Raw genomic sequence first — 17070 nt, forward strand, 5'->3', positions numbered from 1 at the left:
GCCTACATATGGGTTTATTTACTATTGTTGCCGTTCAGTGCCTTCAACACTTTGTCGGTGATGTCGATACGCGGACTGGCATAGACGGCTTCCTGAAACACGATATCGTACTTCTCGGTTTCCGCGATCTGCTTGATGACTTTGTTTGTGCGCTCCAGCACGATGGCCAATTCTTCATTGCGGCGCTGGTTCAGGTCTTCGCGAAACTCGCGCTGCTTGCGCTGGAAATCCTTGTCCAGATCGGCGAGTTCACGCTGCCGTTTCACGCGATCCGATTCCGACAATATCGAAGCATCCTTGTCGAGCCTGTCCGACATGGTTTTCAGGCGAGCGGCCATCTCCTGGAGATCCTTGTCACGCTTGGAAAATTCCTGCTCTATTTTTGCCTGCGCGGTCTTTGCCGGCGCGGCCTCGCGGAAAATCCGCTCGGTATTGACAAAACCTATCCTGGATTCCTGCGCGTGAACATTCATCATCGGCAGCAGGATTGCAGCGAGCAAGACCGCACGCTTAGAGCTTGTCAAGGCATTGGTTAAATACTTCAAGATCATTCTCCGCAATTCAAATTATCCGGGCTCGTTGCGGCATTACCAGATGATGCCGCCCCAGGAATCCACCCCAATCCGCCCTATTATGCCATCGTGTGCCGTGCGCTATTTTCCGGAACGCATTTGCGGTCAATCACGGGGGTCGAATTCCAATGTTCCGGCGCTTAGAATCCGGTACCGAGCTGGAACTGGAAGGTTTGCTTCCGATCGCCTTCTTTTGCATTCAACGGCTGACCGTAGCTCAGCTTCAACGGGCCGATCGGGGAGACCCAGCTTATGCCGATACCGGCGCCGTAGCGCAGTTCGGAAGTCCGGAACCGATCGCCTTCTGCGAATACATTACCTGCGTCGAAGAAAGTAAACCACCGCAACGTCCGGTCATTTCCCGAACCGGGGAATGGAAACTGCAGTTCCGCGTTTGCCACGATACGTGATGCGCCACCAAGCGGATCGCCGTTCGCAGCACGTGGACCGAGCGACGAGCCCTCATAGCCCCGGACCGAGCCAATACCGCCCGCGTAAAAATTCTTGAAGATTGGAAAGCGTTTGTCGCCAAGGCCCCGGCCATAGCCGATTTCCCCGTTCAGCGCCAAGGTAACGTTCCGGAACAGGGGCTGGAAATATTGATCCTGATAAACCGCGCGATAGTATTTAAGCGAACCCGCCGGCGCCACTTCGAAGTTGACGCGCTGGTAGCGGCCCGTCGTCGGCACCAGGGCGCTGTCCCGGCTATCCCGTTGCCAAGCGGCGGTCAGCGGGAAGCTGGTGGTGGTGGCCGTGACGCCATTTCCGAAGTCGGTCACATACCGCTTGTACAGCTCGGGGCTATCGTTATAGCCCGGCACGCCGGTATAGGTTTCGACTTCGGTACGTTCGATGCCCAGACCAAAGAATACCGTGTCGACTTCCGAGAAAGGCACACCGAATTTGACATTGCCGCCTGTCGTCTTGATGACGTAATCGCCGGTATTGACTTCCGGCGGACGCGTCGTACGCAGGAACAATTCATAGCTGCGGCTGATGCCGTCGTCGGTGAAATAGGGGTTCGTCTGCGATAGGGCGATGGTGCGGTTGCGCTTGCTGGTATTGACGTCGATACCCAGCGTGTTCCCGCTGCCGAATGCATTCGCCTGCTGGATCGAGCCGGTCAGGGTCAGCTTCTCGCTGCTGGAGAAACCAGCGCCGAGCAGGATATTCCCGGTGGGTTTTTCGACAACCGTCATGTTGACATCGACTTGGTCAGTTGTCCCCGGCACTTCCGGGGTTTCGATGCCGACTTCCGTGAAGTAGCCAAGGCGGTCGACCCGATCACGTGACAGGCGAATCTTCTGCCCGTCATACCAAGAGTCTTCGAATTGCCTGAATTCTCGGCGGATGACTTCATCCCGCGTCCTGGTATTGCCGCCGATATTGACGCGCCGGACGTAGACCCGTTTGCCCGGATCGATCAGCACCGTGAAATTCACCTGCTTCTTTTCCCGGTCGATCTCGGGATTGGCATTGATGTTCGCGAATGCGTAACCGAAATTGCCCATGCGCTCGGAAATGCTCTTGATGCTTTCAGCCAGTTTCTCGCCCGAATACACATCCCCGGGCTTGAGCTGCACGAGTGAACGCAATTCTTCCTGACGGCCGAACATTTCCCCTTCCAGCTGTACGCCGGACACCGTGTATTTATCACCCTCATTGATGTTGATGGTGATGTAGATATCCTTTTTGTCCGGCGTGATCGAAACCTGAGTGGATTCGACCTGCATCTCCAGGTAGCCACGGTTCAGGTAGTAGGATCGCAGCGCCTCGATGTCGCCGGTCAATTTCTGCTTCGAATACTGGTCGGCCTTGGTGTACCAGGTAAACCAGCCCGGCGTGCGCAAACTGAGCAAACCACGCAATTCGCTATCGCTGAACGACTTGTTGCCGACGAAGGTAATCTGCCTGATACGGGACACTTCGCCTTCATCAACCGCAAAACTGATTGCCACACGATTGCGTTCGATCGGCGTCACGGTGGTCGTGACTTCCACGCCGTACAAGCCACGTGACAGGTACTGGCGCTTGAGTTCCTGTTCGGCGCGGTCAACCAGAGCGCGATCGAAGATCCGGGACTCGCCGAGTCCGATATCCTTCAGGGACTTGGTCAACTGGTCTTTCTCGAATTCCTTAACACCGGAAAAATCAACTGATGCGATCGCCGGACGTTCTTCGACCATCACCACCAGTACATCGCCTTCGACTTCAATGCGAACGTCCTTGAAGAAACCCGTCGCGTACAGCGCCTTGATGGCGGCTGCGCCTTTTTCATCGGTGTAAGTCTCACCTACGCGCACCGGCAAATAGCTGAATACCGTTCCGGCCTCCGTCCGTTGAATGCCTTCGACGCGAATGTCCTTTACGGTAAACGGATCCACCGCCAGAGCATGCCCGGCACACATGGCAAATACGGCGATGGCGATGAGACGGCGGGGAGAAAAAGGCGGGGAAATACGCTCGGAATAGAATTTCATCGGTTATTTTGTTTTCAATGTTTTTGCGGCCGTCAGACCGGCCGCAAAAACTCAAGTCATGAGCCGCATGATGTCGTTAAAGACGGCGACCGCCATCAACGTCATCAGGATGCCCACGCCCGCACGCTGGGCGATCTCGCCGACCCGCTCAGATACGGGCCGTCCAGTCAAAACTTCCAGCGAATAATACAGTAAATGGCCACCATCCAAAACAGGGATGGGGAGAAGGTTCATGACACCGAGACTGATGCTGATGAATGCGATGAACGTCAGGTAGCTGATGATGCCAATGCGGGCAGTCTGGCCTGCATAATCCGCAATGGTAATCGGCCCCGTGATGTTCTTCCAGGAAACTTCGCCGATGAGCATTTTACCAAGCATCTTGACCGTCAGGACACTGCTGTCCCAAGTCTTCTTCACTGCCTTGCCGACCGCAGCCAATGGCGCTTCGCTCGCGGTGATCATTTCGGGCGTCATCGGGACTTCGGCCTTGATCATGCCGAAATTGCGATCATTCTTGGTTTGCACTTCGGGTGTGACGGTCAGGACGAATTCTCGTCCGCTGCGCAGACCGGCAATTTCCAGTGGTTTGCCCGGCGACGAGCGTACCGTCTCGACGAACGCCAGGCCGTCGATGACCGGTTTACCGTTCACCTGCAGGATTTCGTCGCCTTCCTTCAGCCCCGCGCGCATTGCCGGTCCGTCGTCGACGATTTTTCCCAGCACAGCCCGCGGCCGTGCCAGATCGATGCCGAGCTTGCCGAGGAAGTCGCTTTCCAGATCGGAGGTATTCAAACCGTCCAGTCGTAGCGTTACCGTGTCCCGCACGGTGGAGCCCGGCTGCGACGGATTCGGACGTTCCACTTCGAGACTGGCCGGCTGCCTTTCGATTGCCAGCTCGAGCAACTTCCACCGAAGATCGGTCCACAGGCGAACGGATTCCCCATTGACTGCAGTGACGAGTTCGCCGCCGCGCAGACCGACCTGGTAAGCAGCCGTATTTTCGGCCACGGTGCGCAAGCGGGAGCTTGGCTCCGGAATACCATAGCTGTAAAGACCCGCAAAAACGATAATCGCCAACAGAAAATTGGCCAGCGGCCCGGCGGCGACGATGGCAAACCGCTTCCACACCGATTGACGGGTAAATTCCCGCTTTAGATCTTCGGGAGGCAAACCCTTCAAATCCTGCTCCCGGGCGTCGAGCATCTTCACATAACCGCCGAACGGCAATGCGGACAACGCCCATTCGGTCTGGTCCGGTCCGATGCGACGGGAAAACACGACCTTCCCCATGCCGACCGAAAAACGCAGTACTTTGACGCCGCACCAGCGCGCCACCCAGTAATGTCCAAGTTCGTGCACCACTATCAGTACACCCAGCGCAACGAAAAACGCGATCAATGTCTGAATAAAGGTCATGATGTTCCTTGTTGAATGAAGGAGTGTGCCATGTCCCGCGCACGACGGTCCTGTACCAGAAGATCTTCGATACCGGCAACTTCAGTGCCTGGAAGCCGGTCCATCACCCGCGCAATAAGCTGATCAATCATGCGGAAGCCGATCCGGCGGTCGAGGAAGGCCTCCACCGCCACTTCGTTCGCCGCATTCAGTATAGCCGGGGCGCTGCCACCCGCCAATAATGCGTCATACGCGAGTTTCAGGCACGGGAAACGGGTCAGATCGGGGCGCTCGAAGGCAAGCTGGCCGATGAGCGCCAGATCCACCGGCGCCACGCCGGACGCGATTCTTTCCGGGAAGGCCAGCGCATGCGCAATCGGCGTGCGCATGTCCGGATTACCCAGTTGGGCCAGCACGGACCCGTCGACATACGACACCATGGAATGAATCACGCTTTGGGGATGGATGACGACCTCGATATCGGCTGCCGGCGCGCCGAACAGCCAATGCGCTTCGATGACTTCCAACCCCTTGTTCATCATGGTCGCCGAGTCCACCGAAATCTTCCGCCCCATTACCCAGTTCGGATGGGCGACCGCTTCCTCCGGCGTCACAGCGTCCAGCGTTTCGATTGCACGGTTACGGAACGGGCCGCCGGATGCGGTCAGCAAGACTTTAGCAATCCCGTGCTCCGCCATCGACCGGCCGTAGTTGCGCGGCAGGCATTGAAATATCGCATTGTGCTCGCTGTCGATCGGCAATAAGGTCGCGTTGCTTTCGGCAATCGCGTTCATGAACAGGCGTCCGGACATGACAAGCGCTTCCTTATTTGCCAGCATCACCTTCTTGCCCGCACGTGCCGCAGCCATTGTCGGCGCCAGGCCAGCGGCGCCGACAATGGCTGCCATGACCGCATCGCAGCCCGGCGCACTGGCAACCGCGCACAAGGCGGCCTCGCCGTACTCGACCTGAATGTTGAGACCTTTTTCCCGGAGCAGCCCGACAAGCACCTTGGCTGACGAAGCAGTGCCAACGACTGCCACCTCTGGCCGAAAGCGTTCGCACTGCAATGCCAGCTCTTCCACTCTGCTGTGCGCGGTGAGTGCGTAGACACGATACCGGTCGGGGTGGCGCGCCAGCACATCCAGCGTGGAAGCGCCGATTGAACCGGTGGCGCCGAGTATCGTGATGGTTTGCATGCTGCCCCTGCCTGTTTCTGTCTTAAAGCCACGCATCGATCAGGACAGCCAGCGGCAATGTCGGTATCAATGCGTCTATCCTGTCCAGCACCCCGCCGTGTCCTGGCAGCAGGTTGCTGCTGTCCTTGATTCCGGCGCGGCGCTTGAGTTGTGATTCGAACAAATCGCCGATAACGCTGGCAATGGTCAGTACGGTCATCACCAGCAGCAGACCGATCCAGCCGGAACGCTCGTGGACGCGCGGCATGAATGTGTCGGCCAGCGCGGGCGTCGCGGTCACTGCCGCGGCAAAGAAAAGCACCGCAATCCAGCCGCCGATCGCCCCTTCCCATGACTTGCCGGGTGAAATCGAGGGCGCCAGCTTCCGCTTTCCGAATGTCTTCCCTGCAAAGTAGGCCCCAATATCCGCCACCCATACGATCGCCATGACCGACAGCAGGTAGAGCGGGGATTGGCGGAACAGCACGATGATTGCAACAAAACAGCCAAGCAGCGTGATGCCGTAGATACCGCTAAGCAGTCGGTTTCCGATTCCGTCTAGCGACGGCAGGCCTAGCGCAAGTGCGGGCGCAAGCCGGATCGCCCAAATGGCCGTACATAATCCGAACAACAAGGTCGCAGCTTGAAAATCGCCGCGCCACAACATGAAAGCGAATACTCCCGTCCATATCAGCGCGCCTGCCAGCGGGTACGGGCTTTTGAAGATGCGGAAGCTCTCCCATGCCGCCGCCGCGAAAAACGCGCCGGCTACCAGGGCAAAGAAGAGAAAGGACTGCGAATACGCCACCGCAACGAGCACTGCAAGCAGTACCACCGCAGTAGCCACACGTGTTTTAAGCATCTCAGGATGCCTTTTTCTTTTCGACCAATTGCTCGCTCGTGCGCCCGAAACGGCGTTCACGCTGGCGGTACGATTCGATTGCGGTATCCAACGCATTTGCATCGAAGTCCGGCCAGAACGTATCGGTGAAATACAGTTCGGTGTAGGCGAGTTGCCACAGCAGGAAATTCGAGATCCGCTCTTCGCCGCCGGTACGAATGAACAGATCGGGTTCGGGAGCGTATGCCATGGCGAGATATGGCGAGAGTTGCTCCTCGCCGAATTCGGTCGCGCCGGGCGAGGCGGCGATCATCTTGCCGACAGCCTGCATGATGTCCCATCGACCGCCGTAGTTGGCGCAGATGGTGACTGTAAGGCGCTGATTGTTCGCGGTGCGGCGTTCCGCTGCGGCGATCAGCTCCTGCAGTCTGGCGTCGAACCGGCTGAGATCGCCCACTACCTTGAGCCGAATGCCGTTGGCATGCATCTTCGCCACCTCGCGCTCCAGCGCCGTGACGAAAAGACGCATCAGCAAGGACACCTCCTCTGCCGGCCGGCGCCAGTTTTCGGAACTGAAAGCGAACAGGGTAAGGTATTCGACACCACGCTCTACGCAGGTCTCGATCACCGTCCGCACCGCTTCAACGCCCTTGCCGTGGCCAGCAACCCGTGGCAGGAAACGCTTGGTCGCCCAGCGGCCGTTGCCGTCCATGATGATGGCAATGTGACGCGGCACCGGTGAAATGTTCGGTACCGCTTGCGTTGAGCTTGAATGGGTCATTTGAAGGCCAAAGGCGTAAGGAAATTGCGGAGTGCGGCGATCAGACGGTGAGCAATTCTTTTTCTTTTTCGGCGATCAGCTTGTCGACCTCGGCAACGAACTTATCGGTCAACTTTTGCACATCATCCTGTGCACGACGCTCGTCGTCTTCAGAGCATGCCTTGTCCTTGAGCAGCTTCTTCAGCGCCTCGTTGGAATCACGGCGAATATTGCGAATCGCGACTTTGGAATCCTCGCCCTCGCCTTTGACGAGCTTGACGATTTCCTTGCGCCGCTCCTCCGTCAGAGGCGGCGTCGGAACGCGGATCATGTCACCCTGCGTGGAAGGGTTCAAACCGAGATCCGACTCCCTGATTGCCTTCTCGATCACCGACACCATCTTTTTTTCCCATGGCTGCACGCCGATGGTTCGGGCATCAATCAGGGTGACGTTGGCGACCTGCGAGATCTGGGTCGGCGAGCCGTAATAATCGACCTGGATATGGTCGAGGATGCCGGGATGCGCACGACCGGTACGCACCTTGGCCAATCCGGTTTTTAATGTCTCGATCGACTTTTGCATCTTCTGTTCGGCGTTTTTTCTGACGTCAGCGACAGTCATGTTCTTCTCCTCTGTTGCAGCGGCACTAAGCCTGAAGTTTATACGTGAACCAGCGTACCCTCGTCCTCGCCGAGGATAAGGCGCTTGAGCGCTCCCGGCTTGACGATCGAAAACACCTTGATCGGCAGCTTCTGATCCCGGCACAACGCGAACGCGGTTGCATCCATCACTTGCAGGTGCTTCGAAATCGCCTCGTCGAACGTGATCGTCGAATAGCGGGTTGCATTCCGGTCCTTATTAGGGTCGGCACTGTAGACGCCGTCGACCTTGGTCGCTTTCAGTACGATCTCCGCGCCGATCTCCGATCCGCGAAGCGCTGCGGCGGTATCAGTCGTAAAAAACGGATTACCAGTACCAGCGGCGAAGACCACGACTTTTCCCTCTTCAAGATACTGCAGCGCTTTGGGACGAACATACGGCTCGACGACCTGTTCTATGGCGATAGCGGACATGACACGTGCGGTGAGTCCGATCTGGCGCATTGCATCAGCCAGCGCGAGCGAATTCATCACCGTGGCAAGCATTCCCATGTAGTCGGCGGTTGCACGATCCATGCCTTGCGCACCAGGCGCCACGCCGCGGAAAATATTGCCGCCGCCGATCACGATTGCCAGCTCCACGCCCAACTTTGCCACTTCCGCTACGTCTGCCACCATTCGTTCGATGGTCGCACGGTTGATCCCATACGAATCGTCGCCCATCAATGCTTCGCCTGAAAGCTTGAGGAGAACGCGCTTGTAGGCTGGTGTTGTCATCGGGCTGGGCTCCTTGGTATCCGGTTTAAATGATGTCTGCATTCCCGGTCCGCTATCGATAGGCCATCTCGAGGCTAAAGATTAGTGGAATTCCGGTTTGCGTGGTATTGAATGGTATTGATGAAACGTAAAACGATGTCTGTTTGCAATATCTCTTTTGCAACTTTACAGTCGCAATGACGAGCGGCCGTATTGCCAGGCCACCCGCCGAAAACATGTTACAGACTCTCATGCCTTTAATGGCGACAAATACTCCTCGCCTATAAAAACGGGCCTTCCGGCCCGCTTTGTCCTGCTTACGCCTGCTTGGCGGCGGCGACTTGCGCCGCAACTTCGGCAGCAAAGTCATCCTGCTTCTTTTCAATGCCTTCGCCGACAACAAACATGGTGAACGACTTCACCGTGGTGTTGGTCGCCTTCAGCATCTGTTCAACAGTCTGCTTGTCATTCTTGACGAAGGATTGATTGAGCAAGGAAACTTCCTTCAGATACTTCTGCACCGCACCGTCAACGCGCTTGGCGACGATTTCGGCCGACTGTGGCGCCTTGCCTTCGGCCTGGGCCTTGGCAGCGTCTTCAGCTGCCTTCAGCGATGCAACCGAGCGCTCCTTTTCGATCAGCTCGGCCGGCACGTCGCTGGAGGACAGTGCCACCGGCTTCATTGCCGCAACGTGCATTGCCACATCCTTGCCGACCTGCTCGTCGGCGCCGTCGAACTCGACGATGACGCCGATGCGCGTGCCGTGCAGGTAAGAAGTCAGCTTGGCATTTGTTTCGTAGCGCTTGAAACGGCGAATCGACATGTTTTCACCGATTTTACCGACCAGCGCCGCGCGCACTTCCTCGACTGTCTTTCCGTCGAGCGGCAAAGCCGACAATGCCGCGACATCAACCGGATTGTTTTCCGCCACCAGTCTGGCAGCCGTGCTTGCCAGAGTAAGAAAGTCGTCGTTCTTGGTAACGAAGTCGGTTTCGCAGTTGACTTCGACCAGAGCACCCACGTTGCCGGAAATGTATGCCGCCACCACGCCTTCAGCGGTGATCCGGGAAGCGGCCTTCGATGCCTTGCTGCCCAGTTTTACACGCAGAATCTCTTCCGCCCTTGCCAGATCGCCTTCGGCTTCGGTCAATGCCTTTTTGCATTCCATCATCGGCGCGTCGGTTTTCGCGCGGAGTTCGCCTACCATCGCTGCGGTAATTGCCGCCATGTCATTCTCCTAAATCAATAGGCGCCAATCGGCGCCCCAATCACAATATATTCGTGCCTGCCCGTAAAAAAGGGGCTAACCACTGTTGCCCCTTCCTTGAACCCGTCAGGCGCCGGACTTAAGCTTGCTCGTTGACCTCGACGAACTCGTCGGCATCGCCTTTGACGGCTTCGACCAGGTCGTTGGTGGCATTTGCACGGCCTTCCAAGATTGCATCGGCGACGCCACGGGCGTACAGCATGATTGCCTTGGAGGAATCGTCATTGCCGGGAATGACGTAAGTCACGCCTTCCGGAGAATGGTTGGTATCGACAACGCCGATGACCGGGATACCCAGCTTGGCTGCTTCGGTGATGGCGCCCTTGTGGTAGCCGACGTCGATGACGAAGATCGCGTCAGGAATACCGCCCATGTCCTTGATGCCGCCGATCGATTTTTGGAGCTTCTCGATCTCGCGACGGAACATCAGCACTTCCTTCTTCGACAGCTTCTCGACCGAGCCGTCTTCCAGCGAAGCTTCCATGTCCTTCAGGCGCTTGATCGATGTCTTGATGGTTTTGAAATTGGTGAGCATGCCGCCGAGCCAGCGCTGGTCAACATATGGCATGCCGGCGCGTTGCGCTTCGGCAGAAATGATGTCGCGTGCCTGGCGCTTGGTGCCGACAAACAGGATAGTGCCGCGGTTGGATGCGAGTTGACGGATGTATTTCATCGCCTCCTGATACATGCTCAGGGTCTTTTCCAGGTTGACGATGTGAATTTTGTTGCGATGACCGAAGATATAAGGGGCCATCTTTGGGTTCCAGAAGCGGGTTTGGTGTCCAAAATGGATACCGGCTTCCAGCATTTCACGCATGGTAACGGACATTGCATTCTCCAGGGTTAGGTCTTGAATCCACCCAGTCACCCCGGCGTGTCTAGCCTGAGGCACCCTTGTCGGGCAGATTCGCGATTTACAATTTAGCAACTACGGGATTCACTTGAAAGCGCTTCAAGCTAACCCGAGATTGTACTCGAAGACCGCCAACAGCATCAAGCTCGGGCTCCGTTTGCAGGAGGCAAATAGAATCCGCCCTCACTTATGCACCAGTGCAGGGCACCTGGTCATCCCTGGCTCATCCGCCTAGGCGCGAAGGCGCCCGGTTTTCCGAATCACCGGTGTTGCACCGCCGGCTCGACTATAATTTCATATTGATTTACTCCTGCGCTTTTGCGCATTCTGGCGTGCTATGGCTTCCATTTCCATTAAAACCGAAGACGACATCAAGGGCATGCGGATAGCCGGAAGGCTTGCCGCCGAGGTGCTCGATTTCATTCAACCGCATGTTAAGCCGGGCGTTACGACTGCCGAACTGGATCGTCTCTGCCATGACTACATGAAGAACGTGCAGGGCACCATTCCGGCACCGCTTAATTACTGCCCTCCGGGCTATACGCCTTTCCCGAAGGCGATCTGCACGTCCGTCAATGATGTAGTCTGCCACGGCATCCCGGGCGATAAGGTGCTGAAAAACGGCGATGTCGTCAATATCGACATCACGGTGATCAAGGATGGCTATCACGGCGACACCAGCCGGATGTTCTTTGTCGGCGAACCGTCCATCTTGGCAAGGCGCCTGACCGATATTACTTTCGAGTGCATGTGGCTTGGCATTTCGAGAATCAGGCCGGGCGCCCATTTGGGCGATATTGGCTTCGTGATTCAGCAGCACGCCGAGAAAGCCGGTTATAGCGTGGTCAGGGAGTTCTGCGGCCATGGCATCGGCAAGGTTTTCCATGAAGAGCCCCAAGTCCTTCATTACGGCCGTCCCGGCACACTGGAAAAGCTGCAGGCCGGCATGATTTTTACGGTCGAGCCGATGATCAACGCCGGCAAGCGCGATATCCGGGAAATGGGCGATGGATGGACCATCAAGACGAAGGACCGCAGCTTGTCGGCCCAATGGGAACACACGGTGCTGGTGACCGAGACCGGTTATGAAGTGCTGACCGTTTCCGCCGGCATGCCGCCCCCGCCGGCAATCATCCAGAACACGGCTCCCCAGTCGATCACCGCCTGACAGCCATGGCCTCGCTTGCGCTGACACTCAAGGAGCGCATCAAGTCGGAGCGCCAGGCTGTTATCGAGGCGTTCCGGGCAGACGGCAAACCCGAGCGACTTCTGAGCAAGCTATGCGCAGGCGTCGACGCGGCTCTGATCGACGCCTGGCGAGCTCTCGGCTTTCCTTCCAGCGCCGCACTTGTCGCAGTGGGCGGGTATGGCCGTGGTGAATTATTTCCGCATTCCGACGTCGATGTGCTGATTCTCCTTGAATCCCAGCCCGATGCCGCGTTGAAGGGAAAGCTGGAAGAACTTGTCCAGTTATTCTGGGACATCGGCCTGGAAATCGGCCACAGCATCCGCACCATCGATGAGTGCTTGACTGAATCGGCTGCGGACATCACGGTGCAGACAAGCCTACTGGAAGCACGGCTGGTCACCGGCAACCGGAAACTCTTTGTCTTCCTGCAGGATCGCTGCAAGGCGGCAATGGATCCGCAGGCATTTTTTCAGGCCAAAACCTTGGAGATGCGCCAACGCCACGCCAAGTATGAAGACACACCCTACAGCCTGGAACCCAATTGCAAGGAAAGTCCCGGCGGCCTGCGGGATTTGCAGGTCATTCTGTGGGTGGCAAAGGCGGCCGGCCTGGGCGACTCATGGCGAAAACTGGCCGAACGCGGTCTGCTGACGTCGCAGGAAGCCCGCCAATTGACCCAGAAGGAACGGGCATTCAAGGATATCCGCATTCGCCTGCACATCCATACCGGGCGGCGCGAGGACAGGCTGGTCTTCGACGTGCAAACGCCGATCGCTGAGTCCTTCGGCTTCAAGACCACCGATACCCGGCGCGCGAGCGAATATCTGATGCAACGCTATTACTGGGCGGCCAAGGCGGTTACCCAGCTCAATACCATCCTGCTGCAGAACATCGAAGCGCAGCTGTTCCCGCAGCAGGGCTCGCCGCAGCCGATCAACAAGCGATTCAACCAGATCAATGGTCTGGTCGACATTGTCGACGACGATACCTTCGAAACCACGCCATCGACGATGCTGGAGGTCTTCCTGCTGATCGCCCGGCATGCGGAATTGAAAGGCATGACCGCCCGCACACTGCGGGCCTTGTGGCACGCGCGGTTCAAGATCAACGGCAAATTCCGCAGCGCACCCGAGAATCGTGCGCTGTTCCTCGAAATCATCCAGGCCCCGCAGGGCATCACGCATGCGCTGCGCGGCATGAACCAGACGAGCATCCTCGGCAGGTATCTGCCCAATTTCCGCCGCATCATCGGCCAGATGCAACATGACCTGTTTCATGTCTACACGGTGGATCAGCATATCCTGATGGTAGTGCGCAATGTGCGCCGCTTCACGATGTCCGAGCATGCGCATGAGTATCCGTTCTGCAGCCAGCTGATGGCCAATTTTTCCCGGCCCTGGCTGCTCTACATCGCCGCCCTCTTCCACGACATCGCCAAGGGACGCGGCGGCGACCATTCGCTGCTCGGCATGGAAGATGCGCGCCGCTTCTGCCGCGACCATTCACTGTCGAAGGAAGATACGGAACTGGTGGTGTTCCTGGTCGAACACCACTTGACCATGTCGCAGGTCGCGCAGAAGCAGGATTTATCGGATCCGGATGTTATCCGCAATTTTGCCGCGGTAATGAAGGATGAACGCCATCTGACCGCCTTGTATCTTTTGACGGTGGCCGATATTCGGGGCACCAGCCCCAAGGTGTGGAACGCCTGGAAAGGCAAGCTGCTGGAAGACCTGTACCGGATAACGCTTCGCGTCCTGGGCGGAGAGGATCCGTCGGCGGAACACGAGCTGAAGAACCGGCAAGAACAGGCATTGAAGACGTTGCGCCTGTACGGTTTGCCGGAAAACGCCCACCAGCGGCTGTGGCAGCAACTGGACGTTGCCTACTTCCTCCGCCATGAGGCATCGGATATCGCTTGGCAGACGCGCTCCCTGTACAACAGGATCGACAGTCCGACGCCGGTGGTCCGGTGCCGGCTCGCGCCGATCGGCGAAGGCGTGCAGGTAGCAGTCTACGTAAAGGACCAGCCCGATCTGTTTGCCCGCATCTGCGGTTATTTCGACAAGAAGAACTTCAGCATTCTCGACGCGAAAATCCATACCACCCGGCATGGCTACGCGCTCGACACATTCCTGGTCACCGAGCCGGCGTTTGCCAACAACTACCGGGACATCATCAGCCTGATCGAGCATCAATTGACGGAACTGCTGAAATTGCAGGAGCCGCTGTCCGCGCCCAGCAAGGGCCGGCTATCACGCCTGTCGCGCACGTTTCCGATTACGCCGACTGTCGATTTGCGTCCGGACGAGCGCGGCCAGTATTACCTGCTTTCCGTCTCCGCCAATGACCGCAACGGTTTGCTGTACTCGATCGCGAATGTGCTGGCCAAATACCGGGTCAATCTGCATACCGCCAAGATCATGACGCTGGGCGAGCGGGTGGAAGACGTTTTTCTGGTCGACGGGCCGACGCTGAACAATGCCCGCAGCCAGATCCAGCTGGAAACCGATCTGCTCGAAGCACTGCGTATCTAAGACTTTTGCCAATTCAATTTCATTCATCTACCTGCTCCGCCTCCATGACAGAACTCGTCCGCCTATCCAAACGCATGTCCGAACTTGGCCTGTGTTCACGCCGCGAAGCCGATGAATGGATAGAACGCGGATGGGTGCGTGTCGACGGCAAGGTGGTGTCCGAACTCGGCAGCAAGGTGTTGCCGCACCAGCGCATCACGGTGGAACGCCAGGCTGCGGCGCAGCAGGCCCGCCGGGTAACCGTGCTGTTGAACAAGCCGGTCGGATTCGTAAGCGGCCAGGCGGAGGATGGATATCGTCCCGCGGTCACGCTCATTACCGCCGACACTCGATGGAAGGAAGACCGCGCACCGCTGGAGTTTCATCCGAGCCAGCTGCGCAGCCTGGTTCCTGCCGGACGGCTGGACATCGATTCGGTCGGTCTGCTTGTCCTGACGCAGGATGGCCGGATCGCGAAGCAACTGATCGGGGAAGACACGTCGATCGAAAAGGAATACCTGGTGCGGGTGCAATACTCGAAACCGGGGCGGTTGCCGGATAGCGAGCTCAAGCGCCTCAATCACGGCCTGTCGCTTGACGGGAAAAAGCTCCTGCCCGCCAAGGTACGCTGGCAGAACGAGGACCAGTTGACCTTCGTCCTGCGCGAAGGCAAGAAACGGCAGATCCGTCGCATGTGCGAGGCCGTCGGCTTGACGGTGCTGGGACTGAAGCGGGTGCGCATCGGCCGGGTGATGCTGGGCGATCTTCCGCCGGGCCAGTGGCGATATCTGGGACCGGATGAACGATTCTGACGACGGCTTTGCCGCAGGGAGCGTCAGTCCCAGCCGCCACGGCGATTTGTCCGCATGGCTTCCGCATCGCGCGCAAACATGGCCTCCAGCTCTTCCCTCGCCTGTGCGGCCAGCGAAATCATCTGTTGCTGGTCCTTGTAATACGGGTAGACCGCGTGGACGGTCTTGATGTTGTGCGCGCGGAACTTCATCGCTGCCTGGCGGGCGCGGAAGGCGCCGAAGCCGAGCTGGCGTAACACGCTTCTGCCCAGTTGCAGCGCTCCTTCGAAGGTTTCCCGCTCGATCACCGTCACTCCGCGATCCATCAGGTCGTAGTAATGCGTAATGTTCCTCGCCCGCGCCAGGATAGGCAGATCGGGAAACTCGCGCCGCACTGCGTCCACCAGGGCGATGCTGTCCTCGATGTCGTCGATCGCGACCACCAGCGCCTTCGCTTTCGCCGCGCCGGCGGCATGCATCAGGTCGATCCGGGTTGCATTGCCATAGAACACCTTAAAGCCGAATTTGCGCAGCAGGTCGATCTGGTCGGGGTCATGATCCAGCACCGTGATCCCGATCTGGTTCGCACGCAGCAGACGGCCGATGATCTGTCCGAAGCGGCCGAACCCGGCGATGATGACCGGGTTATCCTGTGCCTCGATCTCATCGTCCGGCCGCTGTTGCATCGCGATGAAACGCGGCGCGATGAATTTGTCGTGCAGCACCAGCAATAACGGGGTCGTGACCATGGAGAGGGCGACCACCGCGACCAGCAGCGACGACACCGGCGCGGAAAAGATGCCGGCGGTCGCCGCGGCACCGAAGACCACGAATGCGAACTCGCCTCCCTGCGAGAGCAGGAAAGCAAAATAAAGCCGCTGGCTTGGCGGGATGTCGAATGGCTTGCTCAACAAATACAATACGCCGATCTTGATGGACAGAAACGCGGCCAGCAGGCCGATGACCACACCCGGTTGCGTGACAAACACGCCAAAGTCCACCGACATGCCGACAGCAATGAAGAACAATCCAAGCAGCAGGCCCTTGAACGGCTCCAGGTCACTTTCCAGCGCATGCCGGTATTCGGAGTCGGCCAGCAATACGCCCGCGAGGAAGGTGCCGAGCGCCATCGACATACCGACCGACTGCATCAGCAGTCCGATCGAAATCACCAGCAGCAGCGCAAATGCCGTAAAAATCTCGCGCATGTCGGTCTTGGCGATGATGCGCATGACGGGCCGCATCAGGTAGCGCCCCGCCACCACCAGGGTGGCGATTACCCCGACGACCTTCAACGCGTCGGTCCAACCGCCGCCGGCGCCTTCAACGGCGGCAGCCCCCATCAGGGGAACGATGGCAATCATGGGAATGGCCGCGATGTCCTGGAACAGCAGGATCGAGAATCCCGCGGAACCGGCGGGTGTGGCCATTAGGTTGCGTTCCTGCAGTGTTGCCAGGGCAATAGCGGTCGACGACAACGACAGTCCCAGTGCGGCAACGAGACAGACTTTCCAGTCGGCGCCGAAAACAAGAGCCGCAGCAAAGAGACCGGCGGCGACGAAGCCGACCTGCGCTCCACCCCAGCCGAAAATCGACCGGCGCAACGACCAGAGCCGTTTCGGATCCAGTTCCAGCCCGATGATGAATAACAGCAGCACCACGCCGAATTCGGAGAAGTGGAGGATATGCTCGACTTCCGAAATCAGGCCCAATCCCCACGGTCCGATGGCTATTCCGGCCATCAGATAGCCGAGCACCGAGCCGAGTCCCAGCCGTTTCGCGATCGGCACCGCGATCACGGCAGCGGCCAGATAGACCATCGCGTTGGCGAGCAGGCTGTTTTCCATGGCGATCCTGTCAGTCGGTTT

14 protein-coding genes are annotated in these 17070 nt (G+C 58.1%); 3 read left to right on the forward strand and 11 right to left on the reverse strand.

Annotated elements, in window-relative coordinates:
* Positions 1-14 precede the first annotated feature (14 nt).
* From VGU61_RS13435 to rpsB, 10 genes are all read right to left on the reverse strand, one after another.
* On the reverse strand, positions 15-476 hold the full coding sequence (locus VGU61_RS13435) for an OmpH family outer membrane protein (RefSeq protein WP_326859675.1): 462 nt from the start codon (positions 474-476) through the stop codon (positions 15-17).
* A gap of 236 nt (positions 477-712) precedes the next feature.
* Positions 713-3052, reverse strand: a complete 2340-nt coding sequence (gene bamA, locus VGU61_RS13440; protein WP_326859649.1) for an outer membrane protein assembly factor BamA — start codon at positions 3050-3052, stop codon at positions 713-715.
* Positions 3053-3103: 51 nt separating this feature from the next.
* Entirely contained in the window at positions 3104-4471 is a 1368-nt protein-coding gene (gene rseP / locus VGU61_RS13445) for an RIP metalloprotease RseP (RefSeq protein ID WP_326859651.1), read from the reverse strand.
* Complete coding sequence (gene ispC, locus VGU61_RS13450; protein WP_326859652.1) at positions 4468-5649, reverse strand: 1-deoxy-D-xylulose-5-phosphate reductoisomerase; 1182 nt, start codon at positions 5647-5649, stop codon at positions 4468-4470. The genes rseP and ispC overlap by 4 nt, the downstream gene beginning before the upstream one ends.
* 22 nt (positions 5650-5671) lie before the next feature.
* Positions 5672-6490 carry a phosphatidate cytidylyltransferase gene (locus VGU61_RS13455; RefSeq protein WP_326859654.1) on the reverse strand — a complete coding sequence of 273 codons (819 nt, stop codon included), beginning with the start codon at positions 6488-6490 and terminating at the stop codon, positions 5672-5674.
* Between the two features lies 1 nt (position 6491).
* Complete coding sequence (gene uppS, locus VGU61_RS13460; RefSeq protein ID WP_326859655.1) at positions 6492-7250, reverse strand: polyprenyl diphosphate synthase; 759 nt, start codon at positions 7248-7250, stop codon at positions 6492-6494.
* Between the two features lie 40 nt (positions 7251-7290).
* Positions 7291-7851, reverse strand: a complete 561-nt coding sequence (gene frr, locus VGU61_RS13465) for a ribosome recycling factor (protein ID WP_326859656.1) — start codon at positions 7849-7851, stop codon at positions 7291-7293.
* A 38-nt stretch (positions 7852-7889) separates the two neighbouring features.
* Complete coding sequence (pyrH, locus tag VGU61_RS13470; protein ID WP_326859657.1) at positions 7890-8606, reverse strand: UMP kinase; 717 nt, start codon at positions 8604-8606, stop codon at positions 7890-7892.
* 296 nt (positions 8607-8902) lie between these two features.
* Positions 8903-9814, reverse strand: coding sequence for a translation elongation factor Ts (gene tsf / locus VGU61_RS13475; protein ID WP_326859658.1), 912 nt, complete (start codon positions 9812-9814; stop codon positions 8903-8905).
* A gap of 118 nt (positions 9815-9932) precedes the next feature.
* Positions 9933-10682 carry a 30S ribosomal protein S2 gene (rpsB, locus tag VGU61_RS13480; RefSeq protein WP_326859659.1) on the reverse strand — a complete coding sequence of 250 codons (750 nt, stop codon included), beginning with the start codon at positions 10680-10682 and terminating at the stop codon, positions 9933-9935.
* Positions 10683-11043: 361 nt separating this feature from the next.
* Between rpsB and map the strand changes: the two genes are divergently transcribed.
* Genes map through VGU61_RS13495 form a run of 3 tightly spaced genes read left to right on the forward strand, consistent with a single transcriptional unit; the run spans position 11044 to position 15223 of the window.
* Positions 11044-11874, forward strand: coding sequence for a type I methionyl aminopeptidase (gene map, locus VGU61_RS13485; RefSeq protein ID WP_326859660.1), 831 nt, complete (start codon positions 11044-11046; stop codon positions 11872-11874).
* 5 nt (positions 11875-11879) lie between these two features.
* Positions 11880-14432, forward strand: a complete 2553-nt coding sequence (locus tag VGU61_RS13490) for a [protein-PII] uridylyltransferase (RefSeq protein ID WP_326859661.1) — start codon at positions 11880-11882, stop codon at positions 14430-14432.
* A 44-nt stretch (positions 14433-14476) separates the two neighbouring features.
* Positions 14477-15223: a pseudouridine synthase gene (locus VGU61_RS13495; protein ID WP_326859662.1), complete on the forward strand. Its 747-nt coding sequence runs from the start codon at positions 14477-14479 to the stop codon at positions 15221-15223.
* A 23-nt stretch (positions 15224-15246) separates the two neighbouring features.
* Here the strand turns inward: VGU61_RS13495 and kefC are convergent, their stop codons facing one another.
* Positions 15247-17049: a glutathione-regulated potassium-efflux system protein KefC gene (kefC, locus tag VGU61_RS13500; RefSeq protein WP_326859663.1), complete on the reverse strand. Its 1803-nt coding sequence runs from the start codon at positions 17047-17049 to the stop codon at positions 15247-15249.
* Positions 17050-17070 lie beyond the last annotated feature (21 nt).

Source organism: Noviherbaspirillum sp. (genome assembly GCF_035944575.1).
Classification (GTDB): domain Bacteria; phylum Pseudomonadota; class Gammaproteobacteria; order Burkholderiales; family Burkholderiaceae_D; genus Noviherbaspirillum.

Excerpts from the sequence above, each read along its gene's own strand:
- pyrH (WP_326859657.1), bottom strand. The coding sequence starts at position 8,606 with ATGACAACACCAGCCTACAAGCGCGTTCTCCTCAAGCTTTCAGGCGAA.
- frr (WP_326859656.1), bottom strand. The coding sequence starts at position 7,851 with ATGACTGTCGCTGACGTCAGAAAAAACGCCGAACAGAAGATGCAAAAG.
- VGU61_RS13455 (WP_326859654.1), bottom strand. The coding sequence starts at position 6,490 with ATGCTTAAAACACGTGTGGCTACTGCGGTGGTACTGCTTGCAGTGCTC.
- VGU61_RS13495 (WP_326859662.1), top strand. The coding sequence starts at position 14,477 with ATGACAGAACTCGTCCGCCTATCCAAACGCATGTCCGAACTTGGCCTG.
- uppS (WP_326859655.1), bottom strand. The coding sequence starts at position 7,250 with ATGACCCATTCAAGCTCAACGCAAGCGGTACCGAACATTTCACCGGTG.
- VGU61_RS13490 (WP_326859661.1), top strand. The coding sequence starts at position 11,880 with ATGGCCTCGCTTGCGCTGACACTCAAGGAGCGCATCAAGTCGGAGCGC.
- VGU61_RS13435 (WP_326859675.1), bottom strand. The coding sequence starts at position 476 with ATGATGAATGTTCACGCGCAGGAATCCAGGATAGGTTTTGTCAATACC.
- ispC (WP_326859652.1), bottom strand. The coding sequence starts at position 5,649 with ATGCAAACCATCACGATACTCGGCGCCACCGGTTCAATCGGCGCTTCC.
- kefC (WP_326859663.1), bottom strand. The coding sequence starts at position 17,049 with ATGGAAAACAGCCTGCTCGCCAACGCGATGGTCTATCTGGCCGCTGCC.
- rpsB (WP_326859659.1), bottom strand. The coding sequence starts at position 10,682 with ATGTCCGTTACCATGCGTGAAATGCTGGAAGCCGGTATCCATTTTGGA.
- map (WP_326859660.1), top strand. The coding sequence starts at position 11,044 with ATGGCTTCCATTTCCATTAAAACCGAAGACGACATCAAGGGCATGCGG.
- bamA (WP_326859649.1), bottom strand. The coding sequence starts at position 3,052 with ATGAAATTCTATTCCGAGCGTATTTCCCCGCCTTTTTCTCCCCGCCGT.
- rseP (WP_326859651.1), bottom strand. The coding sequence starts at position 4,471 with ATGACCTTTATTCAGACATTGATCGCGTTTTTCGTTGCGCTGGGTGTA.
- tsf (WP_326859658.1), bottom strand. The coding sequence starts at position 9,814 with ATGGCGGCAATTACCGCAGCGATGGTAGGCGAACTCCGCGCGAAAACC.